The organism is Duganella sp. HH101, from assembly GCF_001758795.1.
In the GTDB taxonomy this organism is placed as follows: domain Bacteria; phylum Pseudomonadota; class Gammaproteobacteria; order Burkholderiales; family Burkholderiaceae_D; genus Rugamonas; species Rugamonas rivuli.
Genome location: NZ_LRON01000017.1, coordinates 100,603 through 122,094, shown reverse-complemented (window position 1 = coordinate 122,094; position 21,492 = coordinate 100,603). Strand labels below are relative to the sequence as shown.

Sequence of the window (21,492 nt, the reverse complement as noted above, 5' to 3'; positions counted from 1 at the left end):
CCTCAGGCCAGCAAGGCCATGGCTTTTTCCAGGCTGCGGCGCAGGCGGTTGAAGGCCTGGCCCAGCACGGCGATCTCATCCCTGCCGCCGGCCGGGAACGGTTCGACATCCATCTTGCCCGCGCTGACGGCGTCGGCGATGCGGCTGATGCGCCGCACCGGCCGCAGCACCAGCAGGTAGAACATGGCGTTGAGCGCCAGCAGCAGCGCGCCGAAGGTCAGCGCCATGCCGCCCATGATCAGCGTGTAGGCGCGTTCGGCCTCGCGCTGCGGCACCGCCAGCGGCACCGACACGATCTGGCTGCCGATGGTCTCGCCCAGCTTCCAGCCGAAGCCGTTGTTGACGCCGTACAGCGCCTTCATCGTGGCCGGCGCGGCGTCCGGCGTGCTGTGGCAGGCCAGGCAGCGGCCGTCGCTGATGCGGATCGGCCGCGCCAGGTAGAGCGAGGGGCCGGACGGCGTCTGGCGGTCGCCGATCACTTCCTTGAGCTCGGTGTGGTCGCGGAATTGCCGCACCACGTCGGCCTCCCAGTCGGCCACCCGGTCGCGCGGATTGGTGGGGTTGAGCGCCGCCTCCTTGTAGCTGAAATCCGGGTTCGCCTGGTGCAGCTTGTTGAAGCTTTGCGTGGCCGCGTACGACGGCACCGACTGCGGCAGGAAGGCCTTCAGCATGCCTTCGGCCAGCAGCGGCTTGACTTCGTTGGTGGTGTATTCGCGCGCGGCCATGGCGGCGTCCATCATCAGGCTGGCGTGGGACACCACTTCGCGCCGGGCGTTATCGCGCAGCACGTCGCGCGTCATGGCGGCGGTGGCAAACCAGCCCAAGCCGAATATCAGCAGCAGCAACAGGTTGAATTTGTACAGCAGCTTCATGGATCGTATGCCCGTGCTCGGAAGAATGCTTTAATACTAACATGAAATTATGACAACCCTCCGGCCTTGCGCGGCGCCGCCATAAAAAAAAACCGCCGGCGCAACGCCGGCGGTTTTTTATGCTGCGACCTGTCCTGCTAGTCGGCGCGCCGCGCGCGCCGCCGGCGGGCAGCCAGCCCCAGCAGGCCGAGGCCGGCGGCCAGCATCGCATACGTGCCCGGCTCCGGCACGGCGTTGACCGCCACATTGTCGATGAAGGCGGTGGCGTCGTACTGGGTCTGGCCGGCAAAGCGCAGCATGGTGGCGCCGGCCGCGGTGAAGGTCAGCGACTTGGCCATCCAGCCCGCCCCGTAGCCGACCGTCTCGACGCTGAGCACATTGCCACCGATGGAGACTTCATAGACTTCGGTGGGGCCGCCGTAATTGCCGCGCCCGGCGTCGATCCAGGACAGCGTGTAGGCGCCGGGGGCCAGGTTGAGCATCTGTTCGGCCACGCTGGTGCCCTGGATGCCGATCAGCACATCGCCGGCGGGCGTGTTCGGATTGCCCCAGGGGCCGCTGTTCGACAGCATCAGCGGGAAGTAGCCGCTCCAGCCGTTGACGCTGCCGCAATCGTAAGGACCGCCGAGGTAGCAGTAGGAGCCGGCCGGCAGGCTGAAGCCGGGATCCTCGAAACTGCCGTTGACCACCATATTGGCCGCCTGCGCGGCGCCGCCCAGACTTAACGCGGCCGAGGCCGCCAAAAGCGCGGCGAGGATCTTCTTGTTCATAGTTGCTACTCCTTGCGAAGTGGGGATAAAAACCGATGACGACCAGAGATTTCAGTAAACCATGTTCAATGCCTTTTGTACACATATATTATCAAAATACAATTAAAATTGCGCAGAGGGAAATGTTCCGCTACATCCGCGCCACAAAAAAAATCCCCGCACCAGGCGGGGATTCTGTCAGGCATCTAAAACTTAGCGGACCGGCTTGCCGTCGGCGTCGAGCTTGCGCACCTCGCCCAGGTTCAGCGCCCGCACGCCCGCCTCCACCTTGCTCATGTCGCCCACCACCAGCCAGGTCAGCTTGCCCGGCGTGATGGTGCGCGCGGCCAGCGCGTTGGCCTGCTCCGGCGTCATCGCCAGCACCTTGCCGGTGAAGCTGTTGTAGTAGTCGGCCGGCAGCTGGTACTGCAGGATGGTGCCGTAGGCGCCGGCCAGCTGGCCCGCCGTCTCGAACGAACCCGGCAGGCGCAGCGTTTCATTTTCCTGCGCGCTGCTCAGCTCGGCCGCGGTGATCGGCTTGGCGCCGGCGATGTTGGCGTACTCCTGCACCAGTTCCTGCAGCGCCGCGCCGGTCTTGTCGGTCTGCACCGGCGAGGTGCTCAGGTACAGGCGCTGGCCCACGGCCGGCTGCAGGCCGGCGTTCACGCCATACGACCAGTGCTTGTCTTCGCGCAGGTTCATATTGATGCGCGAGCTGAAGCTGCCGCCGAAGATGTTGTTGACCACCTGCAGCTGCACGGCTTCCGGCGCATTGCGCGGCGGCGCCAGTTGCGCGGCGTAGATCACGCTTTGCTGCGCGCCCGGCTTGTCCATCAGGTAGACCACCGGTTGTTCCGGCGGCGCGACCTGGGCCACGTTCTTCTTCGGCACCGCGCCGGCCTTCCAGCCGCCGAAGGTTTTTTCCAGCAGCGGCGTGATGTCCGCCAGCGTGGTGTCGCCCACCACCAGCAAGGTCGCGTTGTTCGGCTTGAACCAGGTCGCGTGGTACTTGACCAGGTCGTCGCGGCCGATGCGCGCCACGGCGGCCTCGGTGCCGGAGCCGGTCAGCGGCAGGCCGTAGGCGTGGCCCTGGCCGTAGACCAGGCCCGGCATCACGCGCAGCGCCATCAGCTGCGGATTGCTCTTCTCGCGGGCGATGGCGGCCAGCCTGTCCTTCTTCAGGCGGTCCAGTTCGTTCTGCGCGTAGGCTGGATGCAGCAGCACGTCGGCGTAGATGTCCAGCGCCTTCGGCAGCGTGGCCTTGAGCGCGTTGAGCTGGACGAAGGCGCCGTCCAGGTTGCTGTAGGCGCTGTACTCGGCGCCCAGCGCTTCGAACTCTTCGCTGATCTTCAGCGAGCCGCGCGTCGGCGTGCCCTCTTCCAGCATGCGCAGCGACAGGCTGGCCAGGCCGGGCAAGTCCTGCGCGTCGGACGCGTAGCCGGCATCGACCATCATCGACAGATTGACCACCGGCGCGCTGTGGCGCTCGGCCAGCACCACCTTCAGGCCGTTCGACAAGGTGGCGCTCTGCATGGCCGGCAGCTTCAGCGATTCAGGCTGGCCCAGCGCCGGCGGCGCGCTGCGGTCCAGCTTGGCGCCGGCGGACAGATTGCTCGGGAAAGGCTGCACGTCCAGCACGTAGTCGCCGTCGGCCAGCCATTCGTTCATCGCCTGCTTGATGGCGGCCGGCGTGGCCGCCTTGATCGCCTTCAGGTAATCCTTGTAGCAGTCCGGGTTGCCGGTGTAGGTGGCGCAGGACGCCAGCAGGTCGCTCTTGCCGCCGAAGCCGCCCACGCGCTCGACGATGCGGGTGTAGCGCGCCAGGATCGCGGTCTTGGCGATCTCCAGTTCGGCCGCGGTGGGGCCGGACTTCATCAGCGCGCGCAGCTCTTCGTCGGCGGCCTGTTCCAGCTTGCGGGTGTCGGCGCCGGGACGGGCGGTCAGCGTCAGGTCGAACTGGCCGGCGATTTCCGACGAGTCGTTGCTGGCGCTGGCGTTGGTGGCCAGCTGGTCCTTGTACACCAGGCGCTTGTAGAAGCGCGAGGTCTTGCCGCCGCCCAGCACGTGCGCGGCCAGGTCCAGCAGCGGCTCGGTCGCGGTGTGCGCGCCCGGCACGTTCCACACGCGGTAGATGCGCGCCTGCGGCACGCGGTCCTGCACGGTGCCGCGATGGGTGCCGCTGCGCTTGGCGATCCACGCCTCATGCTTGGCCAGCGGCGGGCCGGCCGGGATCTCGCCATAGTATTTCTCGACCTTCTCGCGCGCCTGTTCCGGCGTGATGTCGCCGGCCAGCACCAGGGTCACATTGTTGGGGCCGTAGTTGGTCTTGAACCATTCCTGCACGTCCGTCATCGAGGCCGCGTCCAGGTCCTTCATCGAGCCGATCACGGTCCACGAATACGGGTGGCCCGCCGGCCAGGTGTTTTCCGTCAGCAGCTGGTAGGCCACGCCGTAGGGCTGGTTCTCGCCCTGGCGCTTTTCGTTCTGCACCACGCCGCGCTGCAAGTCCAGCTTCTTCTGGTCCAGCACGCCGAGCAGGTGGCCCATGCGGTCGCTCTCGGCGAACAGCGTGTAGTCCAGCATCGAGGTCGGCACGTTCTCGAAATAATTGGTGCGGTCGGAGTTGGTGGTGCCGTTCAGGTTGGTCGCGCCGATGCGCTCCATGGCGTTGATGAAGGTGCCCTGGTTGAAGTGGTCGCTGCCGCTGAACATCAGGTGTTCGAACAGGTGGGCGAAGCCGGTCTTGCCGGCCTTCTCGTTCTTCGAACCGACGTGGTACCAGGTGTTGACGGCCACCACCGGCGACTTGTGGTCTTCATGGACCAGTACGGTGAGGCCGTTCTTCAGCACGAACTTGGTGTACGGGATATCAGGGATGGCGATATCGGATTTGACGGACTTGGCCGGCTCGGCGGCGTGCAGCGCGCCGCTGGCGGACAACAGGGCGATCGAAGCCGCCAGGATGGTGCGGCGTAGTGACAGGGTCATGCGAAATCTCCGTGAGAGGAATGCAGCTGCAAAAAAAAAAGCGCACCGGCATTCAAGCGGGTGCGCAAGCATTCTATTGCTTTTTAGTTAAATTGGCGACTATTTGCGTTTCGCCGAGCTGGCGTCGCGGATGGCGCGGAATTCGGCGTCCTGCGCCCAGTTCGGCCAGGCCGCCGAATCGGCCAGGTCGCGGCCCAGGCCGTACAGCAGGCCGAGGTCGCGCGCCATGCCGGTGAACGGCCAGGCGGCGCTCCATTCGTCCGACGGCTGGTGGTAGTTGTTGGTGGTGTAGTCCTCTTCCGCCTTGTGGCCGGCCGCCGGGCCGCCGTCGATCCAGTCGTCGCCGGAGCCGTAGGAAATCGCCGGCACGCCGCGCTTGGCCAGCGGGAAGTGGTCGGAGCGGAAGAAGTGGCCCGCTTCCGGTTTCGGGTCGGGCGCGTAGGCCATGTCCATCTGCTTGGCCTTGGCGATCAGCTGGTCCAGCAAGTCCAGCTTGGCGCTGCCGGAAATGGTGAAGTTGCGCGCCGGGCCGTAGGGGCTGAGCGCATCCATATTGATCATGCCGGCCGTCTCGGCCAGCGGATACAGCGGATAGGCGGCGTAGTATTCGGAGCCGAGCAAGCCCTTCTCTTCCGCCGTCACCGCCAGGAACAGCACGCTGCGCTGCGGCGCCGGCGCCTTGCCGTAGGCGCGCGCCAGCTCCAGCAGCGCGGCGATGCCGGTGGCGTTGTCGACCGCGCCGTTGTAGATCTTGTCGCCCTTGGCGTCGGGCAGGCCCACGCCCAGGTGGTCCCAGTGCGCGCTGTACATCACGGTCTGCTCCGGATGCGTGCTGCCGATCACGCGGCCGGCCACGTTCTTCGACACGATGGTCTGGGCGTCGACCGCGTAGCTGGCCGTCAAGGTCACGCCCTTGAGCTGCACCGGCTTGAAGTTGCGGGTTTGCGCCAGCTTCTTGAGCGCGTCGAAATCCTGGCCGCCGCGCTTGAACAGGTCGGCCGCCAGCTCGCGCTGTATCCACGCCTCCATCGGCGCGTGCGCCATGCCCGGCTGCTTGCGGACGATGTCGTACATGACGTTGGTGTTGGAATTCTTCACCGTGGCCCAGCCGTAGGAAGCCGGCGCGGTCTCGTGCACGATGATGGTGCCCAGCGCGCCGCGGCGCGCCATCTCTTCGTATTTGTAGGTCCAGCGGCCGTAGTAGGTCATGGCCTTGCCGCCGAAATCGCCGACGCCGGTCTCGAAATCGGGATCGTTGATCAGCACCACGGCCAGCTTGCCGCGCAGGTCGAAGCCCTTGAAGTCGTCCCACTTGCGCTCCGGCGCGTTGACGCCGTAGCCGACGAACACCAGCGGCGCGTTGCGGAAGTCGACCTGCTTGCTGCCGTTCATGGCGGCGCGCACGGCCATGTCCTCGCCCTGCCGCAGTTCCTGGCTGGCCTTGCCGTCGTTGACGACCAGCTTGACCGGGCCCTTGATTTCAAAGCGGCCCAGCGGCACATCCTGGGTCCAGCTGCGCTGGGTCTTCTGGCCCTTGAGCAGGTCGCCGCCGGGCTGCAGGCCGGCGGCCTTGAATTGTTCGATCAGGTAGTTGACCGTCTTGGTTTCGCCGGCCGTGTTCGGTCCGCGGCCTTCGTATTCATCCGACGCCAGCACTTTGACGTCTTGCGACAAATGCTTGGCATCGAACTCCGGCCCGGTGGCTGCCTGAGCGGTAGCGGCGGCGGCCAGAGCACAAATGAGCATGGTGTTTTTCAAATCTGTCTCCGTAATTATTTTTTGATTGGACTGCGCGGCAATACTGACATGAAATCAACTCGGCAGCAATCGCACGGTCGTGCGCAGCGCCTCCCCGTCTGTACCCTTTTTTCCACACTGGCCGCCACTGGAAGTAATTACCAAATACGCAATAGTTTCCTGTAAGATACAACTTTTCTTCCAAGGAGTAACGATGCGCCTGATCCTCGCCACCCTGTTGAGCCTGACCCTGAGCGCGCCGTTGCTGGCCGCGCCCGAGCCGGCCCCGGCGCCGGCGCCGCAAATGACGGACCAGCAATTCCTGGCCGGGCTGCGCTTCCAGACCGGCAAGATCACCCTGCCCGGCAACATCGCCACGCTGGACCTGCCGCCCAGCTTCCGCTACCTGGCGCCAGACGACGCCAGCAAGGTGCTGGTCGACGGCTGGGGCAATCCGCCGGGCGCGCAGACGCTGGGCATGATCTTGCCGGCCGACGTCAACCCGCTGAGCGCGGCCGGCTGGGGCGTGATCGTCACCTACGACAAGGATGGCCACGTCAAGGACGACGACGCCGACAGCATCAACTACGCCGAGCTGCTGACGCAGATGAAGGAAGCCATCGCCGACCACAACACCGCGCGCAAGGAGCAGGGCTATGCGGCGATGACGCTGATCGGCTGGGCCGAGCCGCCCAGCTACAACAAGGCGCAGCACAAGCTGTACTGGGCCAAGGAGCTGCATACCGAGGGCAGCAAGGAGAACGGCTTGAACTACAACATCCGCGTGCTGGGCCGCGAGGGCGTGCTGGTGCTCAACGCCGTGGCCGGCATGGAGCAGATCGCCCAGGTCAGGAGCGAGATGAAGAACGTCACCGCCTTCACCGACTTCACGCCGGGCAACCGCTACGGCGACTTCGACAGCAAGACCGACAAGGTCGCCGAGTACGGCCTGGCGGCGCTGGTGGCCGGCGGCATCGCGGCCAAGCTGGGCTTCTTCGGCAAGATCTTCGCGCTGCTGCTGGCGTTCAAGAAAATCATCCTGATCGGCATCGCCGCCGTCGGCAGCTGGCTGTACAAGGCCTTCGGCCGCAGGAAAGCGCAAGCGGCCGCCAGCGAGCAAGCGGCCAGCGTAGCTGCAGCCGAACCGGCCGCCGGCGAGGCGCCGGGCGTCGACCTGGGCAAGCGGGACTGACGCGATGGGCAAGCTGATCCTGTGGCTGCTGGCCGCCGGCAAGATGGGCAAGCTGCTGACCACCTGCGGCACCATGCTGGTGTCGATGGTGGTGTACAGCTGGGTGTTCGGCTGGCGCTACGCGGTCGGTTTCGTGCTGCTGATTTTCGTCCACGAGATGGGGCACTACGTGGCGGCGCGGCAGCGCGGCCTCGATGTCGGCGCGCCCACCTTCATCCCCTTCGTCGGCGCCTGGATCGCCCTGAAGGAAGTGCCGCACGATGTCGAGACCGAAGCCTACATCGGCTTCGCCGGGCCGCTGGCCGGCACCGCCGCCGCGCTGGCCTGCTACTTCCTCGCGCGCGAGCACGACAGCCGCCTGCTGCTGGCCCTGGCGTACTCGGGCTGCATGCTGAACCTGTTCAACCTGATCCCGATCTCGCCGCTGGACGGCGGCCGCATCACGGCCATCATCTCGCCCAAGGTGTGGCTGGCCGGCGTGCCGCTGCTGGCGGCGCTGTTCTTCTACAGCCCCAGCCCGATGCTGATCCTGGTGGCCGTGCTGGCCTACCCGCAGATCAAGGCGGCGATCTGGGGCGATCCCGACAAGCCCGGGCAGTACTACGAGGTGGCGCGCGACACCCGCATCAACTACGGCGTGCTCTACCTCGGGCTGGTGGCCTTCCTCGCCATGATGAGCTACAGCGTGCACGGCATGCTGGACGGCACCGGCGGCTAGGCGGCTAGGCGGCTAGGCCGCCACACCGTCACACCAGCCCGGTCAAGTAGTAGACGGCGATGACGAAAAACACCGCCGTCGTCTTGATCAGCGTGATCGCAAAAATCTCCTTGTACGACTCGCGGTGCGTCAGGCCGGTGACGGCCAGCAGCGTGATGACGGCGCCGTTGTGCGGCAGCGTGTCCATGCCGCCGCTGGCCATCGCCACCACGCGGTGCAGCACCTCCAGCGGGATGTGGGCCGCCTGCGCGCCCTGGATGAAGCTGTCGGCCATGGCCGCCAGCGCGATGCTCATGCCGCCCGAGGCCGAGCCGGTGATGCCGGCCAGCGAGCTGACCGACACCGCCGCGTTGACCAGCGGATTGGGCACGCTGCGCAAGGCGTCGCTGACCACCAGGAAGCCCGGCAGCGAAGCGATCACGCCGCCGAAGCCGTACTCCGACGCGGTGTTCATCGCCGCCAGCAGCGCGCCGCCGACCGCCGCCTTGGTGCCGTCGGCGAAGGTGGCGCGGATGCGGCCGAAGGCGGTCGCCACCACCAGCAATATGCCCAGCAACAGCGCGCCCTCCACCGCCCAGATGCCGATGACGGTCTTGACCGGCACCGTCACCGCCGCGTGCAGGCCGGGCAAGGCGTCGGCGGTCAGCGCATAGGTCTCGCCATACCAGCCGGGGATCTGCTTGGTCAGCACGAAGTTGGCCACGCCCACCAGCAGCAGCGGCGCCACCGACAGCAGCGGATGCGGCAGGCCGGTGCTGGCGGCATGGGCGGCGTCCTTGGCGCCGGTGGCGCCGTAGCCTTCGCCGGCGGCCATGGCCGAGCGGCGCCGCCATTCGAGGAAGCTGAGGCCGACCACGATGATGAACAGCGAGCCGATCACGCCCAGCCACGGCGCGGCCCAGCCGGTGGTCTTGAAGAAGGTGGTGGGGATGATGTTCTGGATTTGCGGCGTGCCGGGCAGCGAATCCATGGTGAACGAGAACGCGCCCAGCGCGATCGCGCCAGGCATCAGGCGCTTGGGGATATTGCTCTGGCGGTAGAGTTCGGCGGCGAACGGGTAGACCGCGAACACCACCACGAACAGCGACACGCCGCCGTAGGTGAGCAAGGCGCAGACGGCGACGATGACGGCGTTGGCGCGCGAGCGGCCGATGTACTTGATGGCCGCCACCACGATGGATTCGGAAAAGCCGGACAGCTCGATCAGCTTGCCGAACACGGCGCCGAGCAGGAACACCGGGAAGTACAGCTTGACGAAGCCGACCATCTTCTCCATGAAGATGCCGCTGAACACCGGCGCCACCGCGCCCGGGTCGGTCAGCAGCACCGCCCCCAGCGCCGCCACCGGCGCGAACAGGATCACGCTGTAGCCGCGATACGCGGCCAGCATCAAGAACACCAGCGCAGCCAGGACAATCAGAAATGACATGCGGACTCCCTCGATTCAAATAAGATCATCTTATTGTAATGACAAACATCGGTGCGCGTAGCCGGACTGAAAGCAGAGCACCGAGGGCGTGTCGCGGGTGCGGCGGTGCAGCATTGACGCTGCCCGAACTGGCTGCGATACTGAATCATCGCAGCCTCTGCCTGATGCCATGTCCGCACTCAAAGCCTCGCTCAAGAGCGGGGGCAAGTTCTCGCTCAACTGGAGTTATCTCAACGCGATTGCCAATGGCGTCTCGGCGATCGACTTGGGCGCGCTGGCGTTGCGCAACCTGCACGACGCCCGCCAATTCGTGCGCGAGTACGGTTTCGACCTCGACCAGCCGGCCGCGCCGGCGCTGATACGGCGCGCCCATCGCGAGGCGGTCGACTTCATCGTCCACAGCTTCCTGACGCCGGAACAGGCGGCGCTGATCCCGCGCGAAGTCACCCACCCCGACGATCCCCTGCTGCTGCTGGTCTACGCCTCGCTGCGCGGCCAGCACGTCGATGTGCGGCGCATGTGGTCGTGCGCGGTGCTCAAGGTGATGCACGGGATTTTTTACATCGACAACAACCTCAAGCTGCGCCACTTCCACGCCATCCGCGCACAGGTGTTCGGCACGCTGGACGAGGTGATACGCCACGACGGCGACCGCCACTACCTGACCGACGGCGAAGTCTGCCTGCCGATGCTGCACTACGACCGCAAGGACAACAAGGGCCGCAACAGCATCCTGCTCAAGCTGCTGCAAAAAGCCGCCTACCTGGCCGCCGACATCTTCGACCACCTGGGCGTGCGGCTGGTGTTCGCCACCCGCTTCGAATGCCTGCTGGCGCTGCGCACGCTGCAGCGCGCCCACCTGCTGTCGGTGACGAATGTCGACGCCGAACGCACCCGCAACACCTTGCTGGACCTGGAGGCGGCCAAGCAGATCTTCAACAAGTACCGCGCCCGGCTGGAGCACAGCGACGATTACCCGGCCGAACTGCTGCAAACCATGGACGCCGAACTGGCCGAGCTGGCGCAGCCGCAGACCCGCTGCGACAATCCGCACAGCGGCAGCGGCTTCAACAGCATCCAGGTGACGGTGCGCAAAATGATCCACGTGCAGCAGCTCGATGCGGGACCGGAGCAGGATTACGACGTCGGCTTTTTCTTCGAGTACGAAATCCAGCTGATGGACGAAGCCAGCTACCAGCGCAGCCTGACCGGTCCGGCCAGCCACGACGCCTACAAGAAACGCCAGCTCGACACCGCCCGCACCCGGGTGTTCGGCCGCGAGCTGCTGCGCTGGATCGAACACCAGCCGGCCACGGCCACCCCGCCACCGCCCGCGATGGAGCGCGCCAGCGAGGCACGCATGGAGGCGGCGCCGGTCACGGGCCGATAACAGCCCGCCCACGCCCCTGCCAGCAGTGCGCCGCCGTGCCGCGCAACGCTCTACCATGGGGTTTTCAGCGGAGGGAGCGGCGATGCGCCATCCATTCCTATGCCGGCTGATGGCCGCCGCGCCAGCAGCGCTAGTGGGGCTAGTAGTGCTCGTGGCGCTCGTGGCGCTCGTAGCGCTAGCGGCGCTAGCGGCTCCGGCCGGCGCGGCCCATGCACAGGATGCCGCCCCGCCCCGCGTGACCGTCGCATCCACGCGCGACCCGGTCGACAAGTCCTATCGCAAGATGGTCGCCGGCATGGACCGCTTCAAGCGCGAACATGCGCTGGCGCCACAGGCCGCGCTGCGCTTCGAACTGCTGCCGCGCCTGCCTTCCACGCAGCTCGACGGCATCACGCTGCGCGTGGCCGGCGACACGCTGTCGCTGCCGGTCGCGGTGGCGCCCGACCATACCTTCGCGCTGGAACGCAACGCCCAGGCGCTGAAGGAAGACGCGGCGCTGATCGCCAGCAGCAAGACCAGCACGCTCACCTGGCGTGCCCGTGTGCGCAGTCCCGGCGTGCCGGCCAATATGCGCCGGCTCGGCGATCTGCGGCTCGAATGCAAGGTCGGCGTGCAGGCCGGGCTGCTGTCCAACAACGCCCAGTTGTTCGCCTGGCTGGGCGAACTGTTCACCGATCCCGACCGCGTCTGCGGCACGCCGCAGGGCAATTACCTGTTCTTCAGCGAACGCCCCCTGTTCGCCGTCACGCTGCACGACGGCGCGCGCAGCGAGGCGCTGCCGTTCGACATGCTGTACGCGGGCGGCACGCAGACCCCGGCCACCCTGCCGTTCTGCGATTGCCAGGTGCTGCTGGACCGCAGCTTCTACGCGCCGCTGTGGGACCGCAGCTGGTCCGACGATACGCTGCTGGAATTGCACTACCAGGACGATCCGCCCGGCCCCGCCGACACCGCCGTGGCCGACGACCACCGCAGCATGCAGCAGATGCAGGCCGCGCTGGGCCCGGCCAGCGTAGTACGTTTCGACAGCGGCTATCAGGCCTGGCGCTACCGCTATCCATCGCTGGCGCAGGCCAAGGACGGCGCGCCGCGCTACGCCGACTTCGTCATCCTGTTCGGCCCGGACGGCATGGCGCGCAAGGCACGCCTGAGCGACCGATTGTAAAAACGCCATGAAAAAACCCGCGGGCCTTGCGGCGCGCGGGTTGCTTTCCTGCTGACGTATTTTACTTGACCTTCATCGCCTTCTTGATGGCCACGCAACGCTCATCTTCCTGATGCGTGACCAGCAGCGCGCGCCGCGTGCCGGCCGACAAGTCCTTCAACTTGCCAACCGCCCCTTGCAAACGCTGGACGCTGGCCGGCGTGCAAGCGGCCGGTATCATCATATTGGCGTAAGAACGCATGAAGACCGGACCGGCCGCCTTGTCGATCTGCCCCAGCTGGGCCAGACGCTGGCTTGCGGTCAGCTCGTTCAACGCGCCCTGCTCGGCCGGGTAGAGGTTTTCCATCGCCCGGCGGATCTTCGAGAACGGCAACTTGGTTTGCAGATCATTGATATTGGCCAGCCACTCGGCCTTGACCTTGGCGTCCGGCTGGATCACGGTGGCGCCCAGCGCGGCGGCCTGGCCGCTGTCGGACTTGTCGCGTTCCTGCTCGGCCGCCAGCAAGGCCGCCGCGCCCGGATAGGCAAAGCGGTTCAGGCGGTTGATGATGTCCCAACGCACATCCTGGCTCACATTCAGGCCTGGCACCACCAGCTTGCCGCCGAGGATGTCGGCCAGCTGCGCCAGCGCTGCCGGGCTGCTGGCCAGGTCCAGATAGGTCGAGAACCAGCGGCGCTGGAAGTTCTTGTCGCCGCTGGCGGCGTTGGTGGCGGCAAACGCCATCTGCTCCAGCTGCGGCACGACCTTGGCCTTGTAAGCGGCGGCAGACGGGCCCATCTCGTCGAGGTAAGCCTTGGCGGAACGCACCTTGCCAGTGACATCGCCCAGCAAGGTGTAATCCTTCTCGCCCGGCGCGTTGACCAGCGCGGTATTCAGGAACTCGTTGAGCGGCAGCTTGGCGGAACGCACACCGTCCCACAGGCTTTGCCACAGCATCGAGCGCAGCAGCGGATCTTCCACCTTGCCCAGGCTGGCCTGCGCGGTGGCGAAGGATTTTTTATCCAGCTGCACCTGCGCATAGCCCCAATCCTGATAGTTCGGATAGACCAGATCCGGACAAGCCGCGCCCTTCAGTTCAGGCACGGCGGTGTTGGCCCCCTGATAGGTGACGGCCAGGTTCTTGCTCAGCGCCAGGCCATCGGCGCCCAGGTTGAACAGGCCGACCTGCACGCGCTGTTCGCGCAGCGTCGGCATCGCCTTGCCCGGCGCGCTCTGGCGCAGAGTGAAGGCGCTGATCTTGCCGCCGGCGCAGCTGTATTCCGCCGCGATGGTGTTGACGCCCGGCTCGTACAACCACTGCCTGGTCCAGCCGCTCAGGTCGCGGTGCGCGGCCTCGCCGAGGGCGCCGATGAAGTCGTCCAGCCTGGCGTTCTGGTAGGAGTACTTGACCAGGTAGTTGTGCACGCCCTGGCGGAACACTTCCTCGCCCAGCAGATGGCGCAGCTGCTTCAGCGTCGACGCGCCCTTGGAATAGGTGATGGCGTCGATGTTGTCGAAGGCGTTGGCGGTGGACGGCACCGGCGTTTCGATCGCGTGCGTGGTCACGCGCTGGTCCTGCACATAGGCGCTCTGCTTGGCGCCCGAGTAGAAGCCCTGCCACGCGTTGCTGAACTCGGTCGACTCGGCGGTCGCCAGCGTGCCCATGAAGGAGGCGAAGCTTTCGTTGAGCCACAGGCCGTTCCACCATTTCATCGTCACCAGGTCGCCGAACCACTGGTGCGCCATCTCGTGCATGATGACGCCGGCCAGGCTTTGCTTCTGCGCCGAGGTCATCTCGTCCTTGTACAGGAAGCCGCGCTCGGCGAAGGTGATGGCGGCGGCGTTTTCCATCGCGCCGTACAGGAAGTCCGGCACCAGCAGCTGGTCGTATTTCTCGAACTGGTAAGGCACGCCGAAGTACTGGTCGAAGAACACCAGGCCGCGGCGGGTGTAGCTGAACCAGTCCTGCGGCGACACCTGCGACGCCACCGACTGGCGCGCGAACAGGCGCATCGGATACGGGCCGCTGCGGTCTTCCCACACCTTGTACGGGCCGGCGTGCATGGCGAAGTTGTAGGAGCTCAGCTTCTTGGTGCGCGGGAAGGTCCAGCGGCGGGTGGCGCCGATGTCCTGGATGCCGGTCTCGCGCTTGGTCGACGACACCACCCAGTCGGCCGGCGCGGTGACGGTGATTTCATAAGTGCCCTTCAGGTCGGGCTGGTCGAACACCGGGAACATCTGGTGCGCGGCGGCCGGCTCGAAGTGCGAGTAGGTGTAGACGCGGTTGTCGACCGGATCGACCATGCGGTGCAAGCCTTCGCCGTTGGTGCTGTGCAGGCGCTGGTAGCTGATGGTGACGCTGTTGCGGCCCGCCTTCAGGTCGGCGGCGGCGATGGTGATGAACCACTGGTTGTATTGCGGCGTCACGGCCTTGCCGTTGACGGTCATGCTGGCGATGGTGGCCTTGTCGAGGTCGATGGTCAGCGGCGCGCCGGCGTCGCTCAGGTCGAAGTTCAGCGTGGTGGTGCCGGAGAAGGTTTCCTTGCCGGTCAGCGTGAAGTCCAGTGTGTAGTCGACGTTGGCCACGCGCGCCGAGCGGGCGGCGGCGTCGGCTTGCGACAGGAAGGCGTTTTCAGCGCGCGGCGCGGCGGCGGGGGCGGCGGCTTGCGCGGCGCCATAGGCCAGCGCGATGGCGGCGACGATGATGCATTTTTTCATGGGTGTTCCTGGAATGTGGCAACGCCCGCAGAGGCTGCGGGCGTTGCGTAGTTAAACTAGTCGCTTGCTTATTTTTTCAGGTAGGTGTCGAGCCAGTCGATCACCGTGTGGTGCCACAGCACCGAGTTGGCCGGCTTCAGCACCCAGTGGTTTTCGTCCGGGAACATCAGCAGCTTGCTCGGGATGCCGCGCCGCTGCAGCGCGGTGAAGGTGCCCAGACCCTGCGAGGTCGGGATGCGGAAGTCCAGGTCGCCCTGCACCACCAGCATCGGCGTCTTCCAGTTCTTCACCTTCAGCGCCGGGTTGAACTTCTCGTGCAACTCCGGCACGTCGTAGTAGGCGCCGCCGTTTTCCCATTCGGTGAACCAGATTTCCTCGGTGGCGTAAGCCATGCCGCGCGTGTCGAACACGCCGTCGTGGTTGACGATGCACTTGAAGCCGTCGGACCAGTTACCCTCGATCCAGTTCATCATGAAGCCGCCGTAGGACGCGCCCAGCGCGCAGCTGCGCTCGCGGTCCAGCCACGGGAATTTCTGCACCGCCGCGGCCAGGCCTTTTTGCAAGTCTTCCAGCGGCTTGCCGCCCCAGTCGCCGCTGATCGAGTCGGTGAACTTCTGGCCGTAGCCGGTCGAGCCGTGGAAGTCGATGAACACGGTGGCGTAGCCGGCGCCGGCGTACACCTGCGGATTCCAGCGGTAGCTCCACGAGTTGCCGAAGCTGCCCTGCGGGCCGCCGTGCACCAGGAAGGCGATCGGATACTTGACGCCCGGCTGCGCGTTCCATGGCTTCATCACGTGGCCGTAGACGGTCTCGCCGTTGGCGCCGGTGAAGGAGAATTGCTCGTACTCGCCGAACTTGACGTCGGCCAGCGCCTGCGCGTTGAGCGTGGTCAGTTGCGCGGCCTTGTCCGCAGTGCCGCCGAGCTTGAATTTGTACAGCTGCGCGCCGGACGCCAAGTTGGCCTGCGCCATGACGACGGTGTCGCGCGCGACATCGAAGCCGCTGACGTAGCCGTTGCCGGTCAATGGCGACACCTTGCCGCTGGCGGCGTCGATGGCGAACAGGCGGTGCTGGCCGATGTCGTCGGCGGTGGCCAGCAGGGTCTTGCTGTCCGGGGTCCAGCGGTAGTCGGCGATCGAGCGGTCCCAGCTGTCGGCGACGGTGCGCTTCTTGCCGGTGGCGACATCGATCAGCACCAGGTGGAAGCGGTCGGCCTCGAAGGTCGGCTTGTCCATCGCCAGGTAGGCCAGGGTCTTGCCGTCCGGCGAGTAGATCGCCTTGGTGTCCCAGGCGGCGTTGTCGGCCGTCAGGTTGTTCGGCTGGCCGCCTTCGGCCGGCACGGTGTAGACGTCGAAGTTGGTCGACCAGGCCTCGGTGCGGCCGGCGATGCGGGCCGAGAACACCACGGTCTTGCCGTCGGGGCTGAAGTGGTATTCGTCGTGGTCGCCGAACGGCTTGGACGGCACGTCGCCGTCGAGCATGCCGGACAGGCTGACCGGCTGCGCGCTGACCTTGCCGCTGGCGTCGATCGGCGCGGCGTACAGCACATTGGTGCGGCCGTCGGCCCAGGTATCCCAGTGGCGCACGAACAGCTTGTCGTAGACCTTGCCGCTGGCCTTGTTCTTGCCCTGCGCATCGAGGCGGGCCTTGCTGCAGGCGATGTCCGCGCAGTCGCGGAACACGGCCAGGCTCAGCGCCAGGCGGTCGCCCTGCGGCGACAGGCGGAAGTTTTCCACGTCCAGCGCCAGGTCGGTCACGCGCGCCGCCTCGCCGCCGGCCAGCGGCAGGCGCCACACCTGTTGCGAGCCGGAGCGGGCCGACAGGAAGTACACGGCGTCGCCGCTGGGTGCCCATTCGGGATCGCTGCTGCTGGCGTCGGCCTGGGTCAGGCGCACCGGCGCGGCCTTGGGCGCGCGCAGGTCCAGCATCCACAGCTGGGTATTGCCGCGGTTCTTGTCGATATTGGTGGAGCGCACCGTGTAGACCACGCGGGTGGCGTCCGGCGACAGCACTGGGCTGCCGACGCGCTCCATCCTGACCATGTCTTCAACGGTGAAGCCGCGCGGCGCGGCGATGGCGCTGGAAGCCGCGACAGCGGTTCCCAACAGCAGCAGTGGTAGTCTCATTCGGTGATCTCCGACGTTATAAGAAAATACCGGCGGGTAGCCGGCTGCCGGCATGATACCAAGATCGCAGTGCAGCAAGCAAAACTCTGTCCGGCTTGTTACTTGCCGATACTTGCCTGTGCAGAAATCGTCAGCCGCGCGCGGCGATCACCGTGACGATGGGCTTACTTGGTGCCGGCTTCGCGCTTGTACTCGCGCAGATTATCGGCCTCGACGGTTTGCACCTGCGACGGGCCGCAATCGCGGCGGCGGATCGAACTGCCGGTGGTCGGCTCCGACCCCTTGCAGGTTTGCGCGGCCGACGCCTGCTGCGGCACGGGGGCGGCGTTGTCGCCGGTGCCGGCGCAGCCGGCCAGCGCCACGGCCAACATGCCACCGAACAGGGAGAACCCGATTTTTTTCGCGAACATAAGCAAAACCCTTAACAAGAAATTATGATTGGTGTATTGACATCTTATAGTGACAACCGAAAAAATTCTTGACTTTTTTAAGACGACCGGTCATATTTAGCACATGGCTAAACCTAACGTCAAAGAGCACATCGTCACCGCCAGCTTGAACCTGCTTCATAGCAAGGGGTTCAATGCCACCAGCGTCCAGGACATCACGGATGCGGCCGGCGTGCCGAAGGGCTCCTTCTACAACCACTTCACCAGCAAGGAAGCGCTGGGGCTGGAGGTATTGCAACGTTACGCCGAGGCCGCCGCTACCTACTGCGCCGTGCTGGACGATACCAGCCTGGCGCCCAAGGCCAGGATGCGGCAGTATTTCGATTTGCTGATCGGCGCCAACACCGCCACCGACTACAACTGCGGCTGCATGCTGGGCAACTTCAGCAGCGAGCTGTCGAACCAGATTCCGGCCATGCGCGATGCGCTCAGCCACAATTTCGACGCCTGGGCCGCCCGCCTGGCGGTGGTGATCGCCGAAGCCCAGCGCGACGGCAGCACCCATGCGCCGCAGCCGGCGCTGGAACTGGCCCATTTCATCATCGACGCCTGGCAGGGCGCGGTGCTGCACGCCAAGGCCGCCCACAGCCGGGCGCCGCTGGACCGCTACGCCGACATGGTGCTGAACCAGATTTTGCTGTGATGCTTTTTTTTCGGCATTTTTTAAGATGACCGGTCATATTGTTTTACTTTACGCTGTCCGCTACTTCACCCACTGAAAGGAATCACCATGAACTTCAAAGATGCCGTCGTATTGATCACTGGCGCCAACCGCGGCCTTGGCAAAGCCCTGGCGCAAGCCGCCCTCGCCGCCGGCGCGCGCAAGGTGTATGCGGGCGCCCGCAATCCGGCCGCCGTCACGCTGGCCGGCGTCACGCCGATCCGGATGGACGTCACCGACGCGGCGCACATCGCCGCCGCCGTGCAAGCCATCCCCGACCTGACCATCCTGATCAACAACGCCGGCATCTTCAGCGGCAGCAGCGTGGCCGGGCCGGAAGCGCTGGCCTCGGTGCGCGCCGAGATGGACACCAACTTCTACGGCCCGATGGCGCTCAGCCTGGCCTTCGCCCCCACGCTCCAGCGCAACGGCGGCGGCGCCATCGTCAACATCCTGTCGGCGCTGAGCTGGATCACCATCCCCGGCAGCGGCACGTACAGCATTTCCAAGGCCGCCGCCTGGGCGCTGACCAACGGCCTGCGCGCCGACCTGCGCGCACAGAACACGCAGGTGCTGGCGGCCCACATGGGCTATATGGACACCGACATGACCGGCGGCGTCGACGCGCCGAAATCGGCGCCGGCCGACATCGCCCGCGCCATCGTCACCGCGCTGGAGGCGGGCGAGGATGAGGTGCTGACCGACGACACGTCGCGCCAGGTCAAGCAGGGCTTCACCATCCCGCGCAGCGCCTACCTGGGCGAACCGCGCGCCGCCTGATCTCCGCCGCAGTGCAGCAACGCAGTGCAGCAAATACGCCGCGGCAAAACATCGCCGCGGCTGATACAAAATATTTTCGATCAACGCAAGAAATCGCGTATTTTCATGCGCAAAATAGGTGCATAATTTCCCACTCAGTCAGGAAGAGTACGCACGATCACGACCGGCTTGACGTGTGTACATTCGTTTTCCCCGCCGGTAATCTTCGCGATGTTTGTTATTGCCACACGACCAGTTGTGAACAATTGTAAATCGACGTTGAATGAGCCCGGCACGGCGCTAAGGTAGCGGTCTACGCCTCGGGCGCGTCCACCCTCCAACGTTCGCCGCGCAGCCGAAGTCAGACGAAACACGGGAAACGCCATGCTTACTGCCACCTATGTCTTATTGACACTTTCTATCGAACAAAAAAAAGAACGCCACTTCATCGCGCGCCTGCTCCAGTATGTGCAGTCGATCGCGCGCCGCCCGCAGGAGATCGATCCTGTATTCATCGAATCCCAGCTCAAGGAGCTGACCACCTTTGCCGAAACGCGCCACCAGCGCAAGGTCGAGGCTTGCCTGATGCCGGCCGTGCGCGCGGCGGACGCCAACTGCGGCGCGCTGCTGAACGACCTCGAATCGCTGAGCCGGCTCGGCGGCGCCATGTTGAACGCGGTGCACAAATGCCTGCGCCGCGCCATGCGCCGCAGCGCCTCGCAGGGCAAGTTCCTGTGCCGCACGGTGGACCTGTATTGCCAGAACCTGCTCAAGCGGCTCGACAAGGAAGAGCAGGAACTGCTGCCGCTGGCGCAGAAGGTGATCTCCAGCGAGGAATGGTTCGAGATCGGCAGCCAGTTCCTGGCGCAGGAAGACAACGGCGCCGCCACCCAGCCGGAGCTGCGCCCGCGCCGCACCCGCATCTACGACATGGACGCCGGCGCGGCCGCGGCCTGACGCCGCGCCCGCGCTGATCTGGCGCAAGCGCGCCGCACGCAGGCGCCGCGCACTGTTGTTTTGAGTTCCGCCGCACTCTGCTAAAGCTTGCCTAAGCAATATCGTGCGGATAATATCGTCTGCATGCAGACCCATTCCGCCACCGTCCTGCACCTCCGCGGCGCCGCCGGCATGGACGCCATTTACCGCAAGATCAGCTGGCGGCTGCTGCCGCTGCTGATGCTGTGCTACGCGGTCGCCTGCCTGGACCGCATCAACCTCGGCTACGCGCAACGGCAGATGCAGGACAGCCTGTCCTTCGGCGACCCGGTCTACGCCTGGGGCGCCGCCCTGTTCTTCATCGGTTACTGCCTGTTCGAACTGCCCGCCAACCTGCTGCTGGAAAAAGCCGGCGCCCGCAAGACGCTGCTATGGCTGATGCTGGGCTGGGGCCTGGCCTCGGCCGCCGCCGCCTTCGTCCGCACGCCCGCCATGTTCTACCTGCTGCGCTTCGTGCTGGGCGCGCTGGAGGCGGGCTTCTTCCCCGGCGCCATCCTCTACCTGACCTGGTGGTACCCGGCGCCGCGCCGCGCGCGCGTGTTCGCCGTGTTCGCCTCGGCCGCGCTGCTGGCCAACGTCGCCGCCGCGCCGCTGTGCGACGCCACGCTGCGCTACCTGCACGGCGACGGCGGCCTGCAAGGCTGGCAATGGCTGCTGCTGACGCAAGGCTTGCCGGCCGTGCTGCTGGGCGCGATCGCCTGGCTGTACCTGGACAACCGCCCCGACGACGCCCGCTGGCTGTCGCCGTTCGAACAGCTGATGGTGGAGCAGAACCTGGAACGCGACGAAGCGCTGCTGCAGGCGGGGGCGCCGGCCCACCATGCGGCGCCGGACGACGCCGCACCGCCGTCGGACGCCGCCGTCATCGTCGCGCTGCTGCGCGACCGCGCCCTGTGCCTGCTGGCCGCCGCCAACCTGCTGCTGACCGGCGCCAGCTACGCGCTGGCCTCCTGGGCGCCGGCGCTGGTGCAGCGCTGGAGCGAAGCAAGCCATATGCAGCCTGGCCTGCTGGCCGCCCTGCCCAACCTGGCGGGCGTGATCGGCATGATCGCCATCGGCTATGATTCCGACCGCCGGCGCGAACGGCGCGGCCACTTCCTCGCCTGCATGGTGCTGGCGGCCGGCGGCCTGGCGCTGGCGATCGCCGCCAACGACGGCCTGGCGTGGTCGCTGGCCGGGCTGGCGCTGGCGTCGCTGGGCATCGCCTCGGCGGCGCCGCTGCTGGTGGCCATCGTCACCGACCTGCTGTCGCGCCGGCGCGCGGCGGCCGGCATCGCGCTGGTGGTCAGCTGCGGCATGCTGGGGGGCGCCTTCGGTCCCGCGCTGGGCGCGCGCACCCAGGCCTGGGGCGGCAACGCCGCCATGCTGGCCGTGCTGATCGCCATGTACCTGGCGGCCGGCGCCATTCTGCTGCTGGCCTTGCGGCTGTCGCCGCGCCACGGCGGCCCCGACGCCCGCCATGGCCGCACCGACAAGATGGCGCGCAACTGAAGACGCAACTGAAGATATAAGCATTACAGTTCGCCAGAGCTTGGGCTAGAATCCGAAACGCGCTGTGCGCCC

Annotated in this window: 16 protein-coding genes; 8 read left to right on the top strand and 8 right to left on the bottom strand. The window is 66.2% G+C overall.

The window, feature by feature from the left end; genetic code table 11:
• Positions 1-2 precede the first annotated feature (2 nt).
• From DUGA2_RS23645 to DUGA2_RS23630, 4 genes are all read right to left on the bottom strand, one after another.
• Positions 3-872, bottom strand: a complete 870-nt coding sequence (locus DUGA2_RS23645; protein ID WP_070271864.1) for a DUF3365 domain-containing protein — start codon at positions 870-872, stop codon at positions 3-5.
• Between the two features lie 137 nt (positions 873-1,009).
• Entirely contained in the window at positions 1,010-1,642 is a 633-nt protein-coding gene (locus tag DUGA2_RS23640; RefSeq protein ID WP_070271863.1) for an FxDxF family PEP-CTERM protein, read from the bottom strand.
• 192 nt (positions 1,643-1,834) lie between these two features.
• Positions 1,835-4,609 carry a pitrilysin family protein gene (locus DUGA2_RS23635; RefSeq protein ID WP_083296437.1) on the bottom strand — a complete coding sequence of 925 codons (2,775 nt, stop codon included), beginning with the start codon at positions 4,607-4,609 and terminating at the stop codon, positions 1,835-1,837.
• 99 nt (positions 4,610-4,708) lie between these two features.
• The gene (locus tag DUGA2_RS23630) at positions 4,709-6,355 is read right to left on the bottom strand and encodes a M28 family metallopeptidase (RefSeq protein ID WP_141753362.1); all 1,647 of its coding nucleotides are present in this window, start codon (positions 6,353-6,355) and stop codon (positions 4,709-4,711) included.
• Between the two features lie 205 nt (positions 6,356-6,560).
• Between DUGA2_RS23630 and DUGA2_RS23625 the strand changes: the two genes are divergently transcribed.
• Together DUGA2_RS23625 and DUGA2_RS23620 are read left to right on the top strand one after the other, a co-directional pair.
• Positions 6,561-7,538 (top strand): DUF2167 domain-containing protein, encoded by a 978-nt coding sequence (locus DUGA2_RS23625; RefSeq protein WP_070271861.1) that lies wholly within the window; start codon positions 6,561-6,563, stop codon positions 7,536-7,538.
• A 4-nt stretch (positions 7,539-7,542) separates the two neighbouring features.
• Complete coding sequence (locus DUGA2_RS23620; protein WP_070271860.1) at positions 7,543-8,256, top strand: site-2 protease family protein; 714 nt, start codon at positions 7,543-7,545, stop codon at positions 8,254-8,256.
• Positions 8,257-8,284: 28 nt separating this feature from the next.
• Here the strand turns inward: DUGA2_RS23620 and DUGA2_RS23615 are convergent, their stop codons facing one another.
• Positions 8,285-9,685, bottom strand: coding sequence for a GntP family permease (locus DUGA2_RS23615; RefSeq protein ID WP_070271859.1), 1,401 nt, complete (start codon positions 9,683-9,685; stop codon positions 8,285-8,287).
• A gap of 169 nt (positions 9,686-9,854) precedes the next feature.
• On the opposite strand from DUGA2_RS23615, the gene DUGA2_RS23610 reads away from it, so the two are divergent.
• Both DUGA2_RS23610 and DUGA2_RS23605 read left to right on the top strand, forming a co-directional pair.
• Positions 9,855-11,075 (top strand): TIGR04552 family protein, encoded by a 1,221-nt coding sequence (locus DUGA2_RS23610; RefSeq protein ID WP_070271858.1) that lies wholly within the window; start codon positions 9,855-9,857, stop codon positions 11,073-11,075.
• 235 nt (positions 11,076-11,310) lie between these two features.
• Positions 11,311-12,240 (top strand): hypothetical protein, encoded by a 930-nt coding sequence (locus DUGA2_RS23605; RefSeq protein ID WP_229214761.1) that lies wholly within the window; start codon positions 11,311-11,313, stop codon positions 12,238-12,240.
• Between the two features lie 61 nt (positions 12,241-12,301).
• Here DUGA2_RS23605 and pepN read toward each other — a convergent pair whose 3' ends face one another.
• The 3 genes from pepN to DUGA2_RS23590 all read right to left on the bottom strand — a co-directional run bounded on the left by pepN (position 12,302) and on the right by DUGA2_RS23590 (position 17,474).
• A complete protein-coding gene (pepN, locus tag DUGA2_RS23600) occupies positions 12,302-14,938 on the bottom strand; it encodes an aminopeptidase N (protein WP_070271856.1) in 2,637 nt (878 codons plus the stop codon).
• A 68-nt stretch (positions 14,939-15,006) separates the two neighbouring features.
• Positions 15,007-17,064, bottom strand: coding sequence for a S9 family peptidase (locus DUGA2_RS23595; RefSeq protein ID WP_070271855.1), 2,058 nt, complete (start codon positions 17,062-17,064; stop codon positions 15,007-15,009).
• Between the two features lie 164 nt (positions 17,065-17,228).
• Positions 17,229-17,474, bottom strand: a complete 246-nt coding sequence (locus tag DUGA2_RS23590) for a hypothetical protein (RefSeq protein WP_070271853.1) — start codon at positions 17,472-17,474, stop codon at positions 17,229-17,231.
• Positions 17,475-17,577: 103 nt separating this feature from the next.
• Here DUGA2_RS23590 and DUGA2_RS23585 point away from each other — a divergent pair, with 103 nt between their 5' ends.
• From DUGA2_RS23585 to DUGA2_RS23570, 4 genes are all read left to right on the top strand, one after another.
• A complete protein-coding gene (locus tag DUGA2_RS23585; RefSeq protein ID WP_070271852.1) occupies positions 17,578-18,156 on the top strand; it encodes a TetR/AcrR family transcriptional regulator in 579 nt (192 codons plus the stop codon).
• Positions 18,157-18,243: 87 nt separating this feature from the next.
• The gene (locus DUGA2_RS23580; protein WP_070271850.1) at positions 18,244-18,954 is read left to right on the top strand and encodes an SDR family oxidoreductase; all 711 of its coding nucleotides are present in this window, start codon (positions 18,244-18,246) and stop codon (positions 18,952-18,954) included.
• A 363-nt stretch (positions 18,955-19,317) separates the two neighbouring features.
• Positions 19,318-19,890, top strand: coding sequence for a hypothetical protein (locus DUGA2_RS23575; RefSeq protein WP_070271849.1), 573 nt, complete (start codon positions 19,318-19,320; stop codon positions 19,888-19,890).
• A 123-nt stretch (positions 19,891-20,013) separates the two neighbouring features.
• Positions 20,014-21,420 carry an MFS transporter gene (locus DUGA2_RS23570; RefSeq protein WP_070271848.1) on the top strand — a complete coding sequence of 469 codons (1,407 nt, stop codon included), beginning with the start codon at positions 20,014-20,016 and terminating at the stop codon, positions 21,418-21,420.
• Positions 21,421-21,492 lie beyond the last annotated feature (72 nt).

Bases quoted from the DNA above. Each gene is read 5' to 3' on its own strand.
- DUGA2_RS23595 (WP_070271855.1), bottom strand. From the start codon at position 17,064: ATGAGACTACCACTGCTGCTGTTGGGAACCGCTGTCGCGGCTTCCAGC.
- DUGA2_RS23630 (WP_141753362.1), bottom strand. From the start codon at position 6,355: ATGCTCATTTGTGCTCTGGCCGCCGCCGCTACCGCTCAGGCAGCCACC.
- DUGA2_RS23615 (WP_070271859.1), bottom strand. From the start codon at position 9,685: ATGTCATTTCTGATTGTCCTGGCTGCGCTGGTGTTCTTGATGCTGGCC.
- DUGA2_RS23645 (WP_070271864.1), bottom strand. From the start codon at position 872: ATGAAGCTGCTGTACAAATTCAACCTGTTGCTGCTGCTGATATTCGGC.
- DUGA2_RS23640 (WP_070271863.1), bottom strand. From the start codon at position 1,642: ATGAACAAGAAGATCCTCGCCGCGCTTTTGGCGGCCTCGGCCGCGTTA.
- pepN (WP_070271856.1), bottom strand. From the start codon at position 14,938: ATGAAAAAATGCATCATCGTCGCCGCCATCGCGCTGGCCTATGGCGCC.
- DUGA2_RS23570 (WP_070271848.1), top strand. From the start codon at position 20,014: ATGCAGACCCATTCCGCCACCGTCCTGCACCTCCGCGGCGCCGCCGGC.
- DUGA2_RS23585 (WP_070271852.1), top strand. From the start codon at position 17,578: ATGGCTAAACCTAACGTCAAAGAGCACATCGTCACCGCCAGCTTGAAC.
- DUGA2_RS23590 (WP_070271853.1), bottom strand. From the start codon at position 17,474: ATGTTCGCGAAAAAAATCGGGTTCTCCCTGTTCGGTGGCATGTTGGCC.
- DUGA2_RS23575 (WP_070271849.1), top strand. From the start codon at position 19,318: ATGCTTACTGCCACCTATGTCTTATTGACACTTTCTATCGAACAAAAA.
- DUGA2_RS23625 (WP_070271861.1), top strand. From the start codon at position 6,561: ATGCGCCTGATCCTCGCCACCCTGTTGAGCCTGACCCTGAGCGCGCCG.
- DUGA2_RS23620 (WP_070271860.1), top strand. From the start codon at position 7,543: ATGGGCAAGCTGATCCTGTGGCTGCTGGCCGCCGGCAAGATGGGCAAG.
- DUGA2_RS23610 (WP_070271858.1), top strand. From the start codon at position 9,855: ATGTCCGCACTCAAAGCCTCGCTCAAGAGCGGGGGCAAGTTCTCGCTC.
- DUGA2_RS23635 (WP_083296437.1), bottom strand. From the start codon at position 4,609: ATGACCCTGTCACTACGCCGCACCATCCTGGCGGCTTCGATCGCCCTG.
- DUGA2_RS23580 (WP_070271850.1), top strand. From the start codon at position 18,244: ATGAACTTCAAAGATGCCGTCGTATTGATCACTGGCGCCAACCGCGGC.